Source organism: Pseudomonas sp. PS01299 (assembly GCF_029960145.1).
Lineage (GTDB): Bacteria > Pseudomonadota > Gammaproteobacteria > Pseudomonadales > Pseudomonadaceae > Aquipseudomonas > Aquipseudomonas putida_A.
Genome location: NZ_JASCPO010000191.1, coordinates 1 through 11,441 on the forward strand (window position 1 = coordinate 1; position 11,441 = coordinate 11,441).

The following is an 11,441-nucleotide window of genomic DNA, read 5'->3' on the forward strand; positions in this document are numbered from 1 at the left end:
CTTTGTAGGAGTGAGCCTGCTCGCGATGGCGTTCTTTCAGTCAACTCAAGTGTTGAATGTCATACCGCTATCGCGAGCAGGCTCACTCCTACAGGGTTAAATCGGTTGCTGTTAATGCTGATGTGCGTGGCAGTCGTTGATCGCTGCGCGTTCGGCGCCGCCGAGGATGTTGAACAGCAGATTCAACGTCAGCGCGCTGAGCGTGGCCATGGCGATGCCACTGTGGGTGATCGGGCTCATCCACAGCGGCAGATGCGCGAAGAACTCCGGACGCACCACCGGGATCAGGCCCATGCCGATGCTCACCGCCACCAGCAGTTGATTACGCCGGTCGCCGATGTCGGCTTCTTGCAGGATCTTGATGCCGGTGGCAGCAACCATGCCGAACATCGCGATCGCCGCACCGCCCAACACCGCCGGCGGAATCGACGCCACCAGGAACGCCGCTTTCGGCAGCAGGCTCAGCACGATCAGCAAAGCACCGGCGACGATGGTCACCGAACGGCAACGCACACCGGTCATCTGCACCAGACCGATGTTCTGCGCGAACGAGGAGTGGGTGAAGGTGTTGAAGAAACCGGCGACGAACGAGGCGCCGGCATCGCACAGCAGGCCGCGACGCAGCATCCGCGGGCAGACTTCCTGACCGGTGATCTTGCCCAGCGCAAGGAACATCCCGGTGGACTCGACGAAAATGATCACCACCACCAGACACATCGACAGGATCGGCGCCAGTTCGAATTTCGGCATGCCGAAGTGCAGCGGGGTGACGAACTGAACCCATGGCGCGTTGGCCATGCCGCTCAGGTCGACCATGCCGATGGCGCCGCACAGCACGTAACCGATGCACATGCCGATAAGTACGGAAATATTGACCCAGAAACCGCGCATGAAGCGGTGGATCAACAGAATGGTCGCCAGTACCAGAGCGGCGATGGCCAGATAAATCGGTGAGCCGAATTGCGCCGCGGCGGCACCGCCACCGGCCCAGTTCACGGCCACGGGGAACAGCGACAAACCGATCGAGGTGATGACTGTGCCGGTCACTAGCGGCGGGAAGAAACGCACGACCTTGGACATGAACGGCGCGATGAGCATGCCGAAGAACCCGGCGGCGATGGTTGCACCGAAGATCCCTTGCAGACCGATACCGGGCATCCCGGCCATGGCGACCATGCTGCCGACGGCGGCGAAACTGGCGCCCATCATCACCGGCATGCGGATGCCCATCGGGCCGATACCCAGCGACTGGACGATGGTGGCGATACCGGCGACCAGCAGGTCGGCGTTGATCAGGAAGGCGATTTCTTCACGACTCAGGCCAGCGGCCTGTCCGATGATCAACGGCACCGCGATGGCACCGCCGTACATCAGCAGAACATGTTGCAAACCGACCAGGATCAGTTGCAAAAGGGGCAAACGCTGAATGGCGGGTGCGTCGGGGATGCGCGCTTTGGACAGCTCGGACATGCAACACCTCGGATCTTTTTTATTCTTGTGATTGAACAGCTGCCGGGTGGCTCACAGCTGTCCTTTTGCATCATTCATATGCTTGGCTGGAGGCATTTTGTGGCGAGGGGATTTATCCCCGATGGGCTACGAAGTAGCCCCAAAAACCTGCAATCGCAATACATCAGGCAGATGGCAATTACAGGTATTGCGACGGCTGCGCCGCCGATCGGGGATAAATCCCCTCACCACAGGTAGATCCTCAAGCACAGGTAAATCCCTTCACCCCAAAAGCCTGCTTTTACACAGGCTTTTGTCTGGCTCAGTTGGTCTGGGCTCCCTGGGCGATCCATGCACCGATCAGGTCACGTTCCTGCTGGGTCATCTGCGTGATGTTGCCCAGTGGCATGATCTGCGTGGTGATGGCTTGCGCCTGGATCCGCGCCGCGTTCTGGCGGATCTGCTCGGGGGTGTCGAACATCACACCGGCGGGCGCCGCGCTGAACAACGGGCTGGTCGGTTTGGCCGAATGGCAGACCGCGCAGCGTTCCTGGATCACGTTGTGCACCTTGTCGAACGCAGGGCCTGCGTTGGACGCTTGCGCCGGTGCTGCTGCAGGGGCTGCTGGCGCTGCAGGTGCCGCCGTTTCAGCCGGTTTCGCGCCACCGCCCAGTGCCGTTTCCGGCAGCGGTTGGTACTCGATTTTCGCGGGTGCCTTGGCCACGTCCGGTGCGGTCGGCATCGGCGCAGGGCCGGTGACGTACGCCAGGGTGATCATGCCCACCGCTGCCACGGGCAGGGTCCAGGCAAACTTGTGGCTGTCGTGACGGGTGTTGAAGTAGTGACGCACCAACACCGCCAACACCGCGATCCCGGCCAGAATCAACCAGTTGTACTGGCTGCCGTAGGTGCTCGGGAAGTGGTTGCTGATCATGATGAACAGCACCGGCAGGGTGAAGTAGTTGTTGTGACGCGACCGCAGCAGGCCTTTGGCCGGCAGCGCCGGGTCCGGTGTACGGTTCTCGGCGATCGCTGCGACCAGTGCACGCTGTGCCGGCATGATGATGCGGAACACGTTGCCGACCATGATGGTGCCGATGATCGCGCCGACGTGCAGGTATGCACCGCGACCGCTGAACACCTTGCTGAAGCCATACGCCGCGCCAATGATCAGCACGAACAGGATGAAGCCGAGCAGGGCGGGTTTCTTGCCAAGGGCCGAATCGCAGAGGAAGTCGTAGATGAACCAGCCGGCGATCAGCGAACCGATGCCGATGGCCACGCCTTCAGGGCCGGTCAGGCCGCTGCCGGGTGCCACGAGGTAGAGCACGGGGTTGGAGTAGAACACCACGCACAGCAGCGCGATCCCCGACATCCAGGTGAAGTAGGCTTCCCATTTGAACCAGTGCAGGTTCTCCGGCATCGACGGCGGAGCCAGTTTGTATTTTTCCAGGTGATAGATACCGCCGCCGTGGATCGCCCACAGATCACCGGCCAGACCGGTTTTCGGGTTGACGCGGTTGAGGTTGTTCTCCAGCCAGACGAAGTAGAACGACGCGCCGATCCAGGCCACGCCAGTGATCATGTGAACCCAGCGCACGCTCAGGTTCAGCCATTCCAACAGATGTGCTTCCACAGTCTTTACCTCTCGCCTGTCACTCTTGTTGTCGAGTGATCAGACCTTCTCTTATTGGTGGGGGGCGAGGATCAAACGCTCATCCTCTTTGAAAAAATGCTCATCGCAGTTATTGCCTGTGCCACTGCGATCAACCACCAGGAAGTCATCCCGCTTTTCGATCGTCAGCACCGGGTGGTGCCAGACGCCGCGATGGTAATTGATGCCCTGCCTGCCGTTGGTGACGAAGGCGCGGACCAAGCCTGATACAGGTACATCGCCAAGTGGCGCGACCACGATCAGAAAGGGGTTGCCGAGCAGCGGAATGAAAGCCTGGCTGCCCAGCGGATGGCGTTCCAGCATGCTCACGGTCAGCGGCATGTCCTGCGCGTCGGCGCGGAAGATGCTGATGATCGCGTTGTCCTCAGGCGTAGCGGTTTCGACCGTCGCCAGTTTGTGGAAGCGCATGGTCGAACCGTTGTTGATCATGAAGTGGTCGCTGCCGTCGGTTTCGATCACGTCACCGAAGGGGGCGAAGGCTTCTTTGGTCAGCGGTTCAATCGTTAGTGTGCGCATGCTGTTCTTCTTATCCGAATTCTGTGTTGTTTGATCTGACGCTTTCGCGAGCAAGCTCGCTCCCACAGGAATTGCGATCAATGTGGGAGCGAGCTTGCTCGCGAACGGTCGCGCCGCTTACTTCGCTACCTTGCCGAGAACGCGCAGGCGACTCACACCACCGTCCGGGAACACGTTCAGACGGATGTGGGTGATCGGGCCCAGTGCCTTGATCTGCTCGACGAAGGTGTGTTCGGCGTGCATTTCCAGCTTTTGGCTCGGCAGCAGTTCACGCCAGAACAGCGACTGGGTTTCGATCTGGCTGTCGGTGCCGCCCTTGACGAACGCGCCCTGGATCGAGCAGGTGTCCGGGTAGTTGCCCTTGAAGTGCAGGGTGTCGACGATGATTTTTTCGATCTCGCCCGGGTGGCCCAGCGCGACGATCACCCAGTCATTGCCCGGGGTACGACGACGTGCAGTTTCCCAGCCGTCGCCCATGTTGATGCCACGGCCCGGGTTGAGGATGTTGCTCATGCGGCCGAAGTGTTCGTCGGAGCAGGCGAGGGCGCGGCCACCGTTGAGGGCTGCTGCCAGGTCAACCTGTTCGTTGTCACCAACAGCCGACCAGTCGCGGAACGGAATGCCGTACACGCGCAGACGGGCGACACCGCCGTCCGGGTAGATGTTGAAGCGCAAGTGGCTGAACGCTTGGTCATTGCTGATTTCGTGGTAGTGGTGGCTGTTGCCTTGCAGCTCGACGGCCGACAGCACTTCAGTCCACTGGGTGTTTTCGTCCGGCTCGCCCGAGGCCAGGAAGCACGCTTCCAGCGAGGCCGATGGCGGGAAGTTGCCGGTGAAGAATGAGGTGTCGATGTCCACGCCTTTGATCGAACCCGGTACGCCCAGGCGGATCACCGCGCTGTCGTAGCCTTCAAAGCGCTTGCGACGCGATTCCCAGCCGTCCATCCACTTGCCGTTGTCGTCGAACACCCCCTCCTTCCACACGGCCGGGGTCGGCTGAAACAGACGATTGGCGTCTGCGAACCAGTCATCGGTGACCGAGATGATTTTGGTGCCCAGACGGGCATCGGCCAGGTTGACGAACTTCTCGAAAGGTACGGCGTAAGCTTTCATTCTTCTTGTCTGCCTTTAATAAGTTGGCTGGGGATGCTTGCAAGGCCCTGGGTGCTCTCCGCGTTTGATGCACTCGGGCCAGGCTTCGCTAGAGAGTCAGTAAACGGAACAGGGCGATCTTGTTGATCTCCGCCAGCGCGCATTTGAATTCGGTGTCGACCGAGTTGTGAATGCGCGTTTCGAACGCCGCGAGGATCTGATGCCGGTTGCTGCCTTTTACCGCCATGATGAAGGGAAACTTGAACTTGGCTTTGTAGGCGTCGTTCAGCTCGGTGAAGCGCTGGAACTCTTCGGCCGTGCATTGGTGAATACCGGCGCCAGCCTGTTCATTGGTGCTGGCTTCGGTCAGTTGGCCCTGGACGGCAGCTTTGCCGGCCAGGTCCGGGTGAGCGTTGATCAGTGCCAGTTGACTGGTGTGATCGGCGCTCAACAGGATGTCGCTCATGCGCTGGTGCAGGGTTTCGATCTCGTCGATCGAGGCGTCCGCTCCCAGGTCGTAGGCCTTCTCGGCTACCCATGGCGAATGTTCGTAGATGTCGGCGAAGGCTTTGACGAAAGCGTCGCGGCTCAGGCTCGACGGTTGCAGGGTTTGAAAGCGGCTCATTGGGCGGCCCCTTGGTACGGGTGGGTTTCGTGCCAGTGACGCGCGATGTCGACGCGACGGCTGAACCACACCTGTTCATGACTTTTGGCGTATTCGATGAAGCGCTTGAGCGAGGCCAGACGCGCCGGACGGCCGATCAACCGGCAGTGCAGACCGATCGAAAGCATCTTCGGCGCTTCGGCGCCCTCGGCGTACAGTACGTCGAACGCGTCTTTGAGGTATTCGAAGAAATCGTCGCCCTTGTTGAAACCCTGCACCTGGGTGAAGCGCATGTCGTTGGTGTCGAGGGTGTACGGGATCACCAGGTGCGGTTTGCCGGTCGGGTTGTTCGGTTCCCAGTAGGGCAGGTCGTCGTCGTAGGTGTCGCAGTCGTAGAGGAAACCGCCTTCTTCCATCACCAGGCGCCGGGTGTTCGGGCCGGTGCGGCCGGTGTACCAGCCCAGTGGGCGTTCGCCGGTGAGTTCGGTGAGGATGCGGATCGCTTCGAGCATGTGCTCGCGCTCCTGCGCCTCATCCATGTATTGGTAGTCGATCCAGCGGTAGCCGTGGCTGCAGATCTCGTGACCGGCTTCAACCATCGCGCGGATCACGTCCGGGTGGCGCTGGGCGGCCATGGCTACGGCGAAGATGGTCAGTGGAATGTCGAATTCCTTGAACAGTTTCAGAATCCGCCATACGCCGGCGCGGCTGCCATACTCGTAAAGCGATTCCATGCTCATGTTGCGTGCGCCTTGCAGCGGTTGAGCAGCGACCATCTCGGAGAGGAAGGCTTCGGATTCTTTGTCGCCGTGCAGAATGTTGCGCTCGCCGCCTTCTTCGTAATTGAGCACGAAGGACAGGGCGATGCGCGCGTTGCCCGGCCAGTGTGGGTGAGGAGGGTTACTGCCGTAACCGATCAGGTCGCGTGGGTAGTCAGCGCTCACTGCAGTCTTCCTTCTTATTCGTTGACAGGTTTGTGTAACGGCCTGCACAGGCTGGCGTCACAGCGATGGGCTGATTGTATACAACTTTATTCGCAATTTGTAAGCCTGAATTTTCGCATTTTTCACCGACTGTCATCTTTTGCTGTTAATGGCGTGAGCCTGCAAGAAACCTGCCTGATCAGTCAGCTAATGGATCGCAGGTTCAATAGCCAGGCACTTGGGGGGCATATCAAGGGTAAACACCCGAATGGCGGGGGTGATGCGAAAAATGTCGTTTTTATTGTGTACAATTTTTTTGAAAAGTGTCTTAATCAGTCGCTCGCCGCAACTTTTCGTGCTCCGAATCGGTGCGGTCTCCTTTTTACCTGACTTCGGGAGGCGCGAAGTCTGACTGCTCTTTGCGGCCAGGCGCGCAGAATCAATGGGACGTTTGACAACACACGTTTTGGACGCTGCACACGGTTGCCCGGGCAGCTCGATCAAGGTCGAGCTGTACCGCGTTGAAGGTTCGCACCTGGAATTGGTCGCCAGTGCGATAACCAACAGCGATGGCCGGGTCGATGCGCCGCTGCTGCAAGGCGATGACTACCGCACCGGGGTCTATCAGGTGCAGTTCCACGCCGGCGATTACTACCGCGCCCGTGGCGTGCAACTGCCGGAGCCGGCGTTCCTCGACGTGGTGGTGCTGCGTTTCGGCATTTCCGCCGAGCAGGATCACTACCACGTGCCACTGCTGATTTCGCCTTACAGCTATTCCACCTATCGGGGCAGCTGACCCCCAAGCAGCTGCCCCCACCGGGAAGCGACTGCGCATATAGCTTCTTTGGTCTTTCGCCCGCTCACACTGCGGGCTTTTTTTCGCCTGGAGGAAAGTGCTGTCTGGTCTGACGCCTTCGCGCTCCCACAAGGGAATGCATTCCAAATGTGGGAGCGGGCTTGCTCGCGAAGCTTTTGCTGTCAGCGGCTCAACAGCGACGCCGCACCGGCACCACTGAACAACCCGGCACTCACCCGATTGAACCAGCTCTGTCCCTTGCCGCTACGCAGATAACGCGCCGCACCATGCGCGCCCAACCCGTAAGCCAGTTTGCAGCACAGATCCAGCACCACCCAAGTCGCGATCATGATCAGCAACTGCGGCAGAAACGGTTGTTGCGCGCTAAGGAACTGCGGCAGAAACGCGGCGAAAAACAGAATGTCCTTCGGATTGCTCGCACCCAAGACAAACGCCCGGCCGAACAGGGTGCGAAAGCGTGGCACTGGTGCGGCTTGTGGCACTTCGGCGCCGACCGCTGGCTGACGCGATTGCTGCCAGCTCTGCCAGGCGAGATAGAACAGGTACAGCGCGCCGACGATTTTCAGGGCGCTGAACAGTTGTTCCGACGCCAGCAGCAGGGCGCCAAGCCCCAGCGCCGACGCACTGAGCAGGCAGATCGAGGCAATCACGCCGCCGAGAAACGCCGGGTAAGAGCGGCGCAAGCCGTAGTTCAGACTGTTGCTGATCATCAGCAATGACAGCGGCCCCGGAATCAGGATCACCACCAATGCCGCGCCGCTGAACAGCAGCCAGGTTTCCAGACTCATCACTTTGCTCCTTTTTTTGTTGTACTCAAGAATGTGCAAAAGCCCCACCCGCGAGGGTGAGGCTGGTTTGACGCTTGAACCGCGTGACGCTTACAAGAAGATGAACTTGGCGATAAAGATCGCGCAGAGCACCCACAGGCTGACGGAAATTTCCTTGTACTTGCCGGTACCGGCCTTCAACGCCACGTAGGTGATGAAGCCCAGCGCAATGCCGTCGGCGACCGAGAAGGTCAGCGGCATCATGATCGCTGTGACGATTGCCGGAATGGCGTCAGTAGCTTCATCCCATTCGATGTGGGCCATGCCGCCCATCATCAGCATCGCGACATAAATCAGCGCGCCGGCGGTGGCGTAAGCCGGAATCATCCCGGCCAGCGGTGCGAAAAACATCGCCGCTATAAATAGCACACCCACGGTGACTGCGGTAAGACCAGTCCGACCACCAGCCGCTACACCCGCGGCACTTTCCACATAACTGGTGACGGGTGGAACGCCGACCACCGCGCCGAAGACGCTGGAGGCGCTGTCGGCTTTCATCGCTCGGGAAAGGTTTTCGATACGCCCGTCAGCGTTGACCAGATTGGCGCGCTGGGCGACGCCCATCAGCGTGCCGGCGGTGTCGAACATGTGTACGAAGAGGAAGGCCAGCACCACGCTGATCATACTGACGTTGAACACACCCGCGACGTTCATTGCCATGAAGGTCGGCGCCAGGCTTGGCGGGGTCGACATGATCCCTTCGTAGTGCACGATGCCCAGGCCCCAACCGGCCAGGGTCACGGTGATGATGCTGATGAGGATCGCACCGAAGACTTTGTGGTAGCTGAGGATCGCGATCATCAGGAAGCAGATCGCCGCCAGCAGCGGGCCGGGTTCACGCAGGGAGCCGAGTTTGATCAGGGTGGCCGGGCTGTCGACGACAATGCCAGCGGTTTTCAGACCGATCAGCCCGAGGAACAGGCCGACGCCAGCGCCCATCGCAAAGCGCAGGCTGACCGGGATGCTGTTGAGCAGCCATTCGCGAATCCGCGAGAAGGTCAGGATCATGAACAACACACCGGAAACGAACACCGCACCAAGCGCGGTTTCCCAGTTGTAGCCCATGGTGCCGACCACGGTGTAAGTGAAGAAGGCGTTGAGGCCCATGCCCGGTGCCAGGCCCACCGGCCAGTTGGCGTACAGGCCCATCAGCAGGCAGCCGAGCGCGGCGGCGATGCAGGTGGCGACGAAGGCTGCACCGTGATCGATCCCGGCATCGGCCATGATGTTCGGGTTGACGAAGATGATGTAAGCCATGGTGATGAAGGTTGTCAGACCGGCAATCAGCTCGGTCTTCACCGTGGTGCCATGCAAGCTGAGTTTGAAGATGCGCTCCAGCACGCCTGTGCGTAAGGGCGGCGAGAGTTCCAGCGTCGATGCTTCGGATTTGCGGCTTTCCACAGCGAGTACTCCTCAAGAGTTTTATTGTTATTTCCAGGGCCGGACCCATGAGGGGTGGCAGCAGCCCTTTGAGGCATACGCGAATTTGTTGACCATGCGGTCAGGAACTCGCACGCAGTGGATTATGCTTTTGTGTACAAATAAAGCAAATATTGTTTTTGGTTTTGTTTACGAAAGGTCAGGCGATAGGGATATATCGCTTGTTCTGGCCCCTTCGGGAGCAAGCCCCCTCCCACAGGGTTCTGCTGGTTACCCATGATTAGGGTCCACTGGATCCACTGTGGGAGGGGGCTTGCTCCCGAAGAGGCCAGTCCAGTCAATCAATATGTGACTGAGTGCTCCCAAGCGCCATATTCACCGACAACCACCCATTCACCGCCGCCTCCCCAGCCTCGGCAAACACCCGCTCGAGCAATTTCACCTGCTCACGCCGCAACGCCTGCTCAAACTTCTCACCTTCAGCAGTTAGCTCCAGCAGACGCTTACGCTTGTCTGCCTCCGATGCCACGCTCTGCACCAGATGCATTTCCTGCAACTGGCGCAACGGCATGTTCAGCGCCTGTTTGCTGACGCCGAGCAATCCCAGCAATTCCTTCACACTCAAATTCGGATAACGCGCGATGAAAAACACAATCCGCTGATGCACCCGGGACAGGCCGCGGCGCTCGAGCATTTCATCAGCCTTGGCGGTGAACGCCTGATAGCCGAAGAAAAACGCTTCCATCGCCTGTTGCTGGCTGGCGGGGTTTTTAAGGTCAAGCATGTTGACGTACTCGCTCAAGCTGTCGTAGTTTCAGTCAACCAGTTTGACTCATTTTTCCCAGGCCTCGCTACCGGTGACTCCCATGGCTTTTTCCGAACGTGTTTCGCGCCTTAAAAGTTCTCTGATCCGTGAAATCCTCGCCGCCGCCCAGCGCCCGGAGGTGATGTCGTTCGCCGGTGGCCTTCCCGCCGAAGCCATGTTGCCGAAAGTCGACTGGGCCGACATGCCGCTGTCCCTCGGCCAATACGGCATGAGCGAAGGCGAGCCGGCGCTGCGTGAAGCGCTGGCGGCGCAGGCGCGAGCGTTGGGGCTGGAGTGCACGGCGAGTCAGGTGCTGGTGGTCAGCGGTTCCCAGCAGACCCTCGATCTGGCGGCCAAGTTGTACATCGACAAAGGCACCGAAATCCTGCTGGAGGCGCCGACCTATCTGGCCGCGCTGCAGATCTTCCAGCTGTTCGGCGCCGATTGCCTGACCGTGCCGCAAGAGGCCGATGGCCCGAATCTGGCCCAACTGCGCAGTCGACTTGAGCAACATCGCCCGGCGTTCATCTACCTGATCCCGACGTTCCAGAACCCCTCCGCCGTGCGCTACAGCGAAGCCAAGCGCGCCGCCGTCGCCGCATTGCTCGATGAATTCGGCGTGACCCTGATCGAAGACGAGCCGTACCGCGAATTGACGTTCGATGGCGGCAGCGCCAAACCGATTGCCGGGCGTTTGCAGAAAGCCAGCTGGATCTACACCGGCACCGTGTCGAAAACCTTGCTGCCGGGTTTGCGCGTCGGCTACCTGATCGCCAGCCCGGACCTGTTCCCGCATTTGCTCAAACTCAAGCAATCGGCAGATCTGCACACTAACCGCATCGGCCAGTGGCAGGCACTGCAATGGATCGGCACGGAAAAATATCAGCAGCACCTGAGCGAACTGCGCGGTTTCTACCGGCAGCGCCGCGATGCTTTCCAGTCAGCGCTGGAAACGCACTTTTCCGATCTGGCGAACTGGAACATGCCGCAGGGCGGGTTGTTTTTCTGGCTGACGCTCAAGCAACCGCTGGATACGCGAACCTTGCTCAACGAAGCGCTGGCCAGTGACGTGGCGTTCATGCCGGGCGAGCCGTTCTTTCCCGAACCGGATAAAAACCTCGGGCACCTGCGTTTGAATTTCAGTCACATCGACCCGGCGCGACTGGATGAAGGGTTGAAGCGGTTGGCGGCGGTGGTGAGGCAGGCGCAACTAGACAAAGCAGCCTGAAAAAAATAAACCGGCTCGAGGGCCGGTTTATTTTTGTCTGGGATTTATGATGCCCTCAAGTGCCTCATCGCGAGCAGGCTCACTCCTACAGGAGAACGCATTCCAATTGTAGGAGTGAGCCTGCT

11 protein-coding genes are annotated in these 11,441 nt (G+C 59.7%); 2 read left to right on the top strand and 9 right to left on the bottom strand.

The genetic code is table 11. The features are described 5' to 3' along the window. Positions 1-111: 111 nt before the first annotated feature. From QMX91_RS23970 to puuE, 6 genes are all read right to left on the bottom strand, one after another. Positions 112-1,470 (bottom strand): nucleobase:cation symporter-2 family protein, encoded by a 1,359-nt coding sequence (locus tag QMX91_RS23970; RefSeq protein WP_282413486.1) that lies wholly within the window; start codon positions 1,468-1,470, stop codon positions 112-114. Between the two features lie 301 nt (positions 1,471-1,771). Further along, a complete protein-coding gene (locus QMX91_RS23975; RefSeq protein WP_134785817.1) occupies positions 1,772-3,085 on the bottom strand; it encodes a urate hydroxylase PuuD in 1,314 nt (437 codons plus the stop codon). A 51-nt stretch (positions 3,086-3,136) separates the two neighbouring features. After that, positions 3,137-3,640 carry an ureidoglycolate lyase gene (locus tag QMX91_RS23980; RefSeq protein WP_027613342.1) on the bottom strand — a complete coding sequence of 168 codons (504 nt, stop codon included), beginning with the start codon at positions 3,638-3,640 and terminating at the stop codon, positions 3,137-3,139. 117 nt (positions 3,641-3,757) lie between these two features. Further along, positions 3,758-4,753: an allantoicase gene (gene alc / locus QMX91_RS23985; protein WP_003223166.1), complete on the bottom strand. Its 996-nt coding sequence runs from the start codon at positions 4,751-4,753 to the stop codon at positions 3,758-3,760. An 88-nt stretch (positions 4,754-4,841) separates the two neighbouring features. Then, positions 4,842-5,357 carry a 2-oxo-4-hydroxy-4-carboxy-5-ureidoimidazoline decarboxylase gene (gene uraD / locus QMX91_RS23990; protein ID WP_135295277.1) on the bottom strand — a complete coding sequence of 172 codons (516 nt, stop codon included), beginning with the start codon at positions 5,355-5,357 and terminating at the stop codon, positions 4,842-4,844. Continuing rightward, positions 5,354-6,280, bottom strand: coding sequence for an allantoinase PuuE (puuE, locus tag QMX91_RS23995; protein ID WP_096797017.1), 927 nt, complete (start codon positions 6,278-6,280; stop codon positions 5,354-5,356). The genes uraD and puuE overlap by 4 nt, the downstream gene beginning before the upstream one ends. 421 nt (positions 6,281-6,701) lie before the next feature. Between puuE and uraH the strand changes: the two genes are divergently transcribed. Next, positions 6,702-7,055, top strand: a complete 354-nt coding sequence (uraH, locus tag QMX91_RS24000) for a hydroxyisourate hydrolase (protein WP_003223171.1) — start codon at positions 6,702-6,704, stop codon at positions 7,053-7,055. A gap of 182 nt (positions 7,056-7,237) precedes the next feature. Here uraH and QMX91_RS24005 read toward each other — a convergent pair whose 3' ends face one another. The 3 genes from QMX91_RS24005 to QMX91_RS24015 all read right to left on the bottom strand — a co-directional run bounded on the left by QMX91_RS24005 (position 7,238) and on the right by QMX91_RS24015 (position 10,067). Further along, complete coding sequence (locus QMX91_RS24005; RefSeq protein WP_003223174.1) at positions 7,238-7,864, bottom strand: LysE family translocator; 627 nt, start codon at positions 7,862-7,864, stop codon at positions 7,238-7,240. 90 nt (positions 7,865-7,954) lie between these two features. Continuing rightward, positions 7,955-9,304, bottom strand: coding sequence for an NCS2 family permease (locus tag QMX91_RS24010; RefSeq protein ID WP_027613339.1), 1,350 nt, complete (start codon positions 9,302-9,304; stop codon positions 7,955-7,957). 316 nt (positions 9,305-9,620) lie between these two features. After that, positions 9,621-10,067: a MarR family transcriptional regulator gene (locus tag QMX91_RS24015; protein ID WP_282413487.1), complete on the bottom strand. Its 447-nt coding sequence runs from the start codon at positions 10,065-10,067 to the stop codon at positions 9,621-9,623. An 82-nt stretch (positions 10,068-10,149) separates the two neighbouring features. On the opposite strand from QMX91_RS24015, the gene QMX91_RS24020 reads away from it, so the two are divergent. Further along, complete coding sequence (locus tag QMX91_RS24020) at positions 10,150-11,316, top strand: PLP-dependent aminotransferase family protein (protein WP_282413488.1); 1,167 nt, start codon at positions 10,150-10,152, stop codon at positions 11,314-11,316. Positions 11,317-11,441 lie beyond the last annotated feature (125 nt).

What these genes read in the sequence shown, in the direction of transcription:
- QMX91_RS23970 (WP_282413486.1), bottom strand. Translation starts at nt 1,470, where the DNA reads ATGTCCGAGCTGTCCAAAGCGCGCATCCCCGACGCACCCGCCATTCAG.
- QMX91_RS24020 (WP_282413488.1), top strand. Translation starts at nt 10,150, where the DNA reads ATGGCTTTTTCCGAACGTGTTTCGCGCCTTAAAAGTTCTCTGATCCGT.
- alc (WP_003223166.1), bottom strand. Translation starts at nt 4,753, where the DNA reads ATGAAAGCTTACGCCGTACCTTTCGAGAAGTTCGTCAACCTGGCCGAT.
- QMX91_RS24005 (WP_003223174.1), bottom strand. Translation starts at nt 7,864, where the DNA reads ATGAGTCTGGAAACCTGGCTGCTGTTCAGCGGCGCGGCATTGGTGGTG.
- QMX91_RS24015 (WP_282413487.1), bottom strand. Translation starts at nt 10,067, where the DNA reads ATGCTTGACCTTAAAAACCCCGCCAGCCAGCAACAGGCGATGGAAGCG.
- QMX91_RS23980 (WP_027613342.1), bottom strand. Translation starts at nt 3,640, where the DNA reads ATGCGCACACTAACGATTGAACCGCTGACCAAAGAAGCCTTCGCCCCC.
- uraD (WP_135295277.1), bottom strand. Translation starts at nt 5,357, where the DNA reads ATGAGCCGCTTTCAAACCCTGCAACCGTCGAGCCTGAGCCGCGACGCT.
- uraH (WP_003223171.1), top strand. Translation starts at nt 6,702, where the DNA reads ATGGGACGTTTGACAACACACGTTTTGGACGCTGCACACGGTTGCCCG.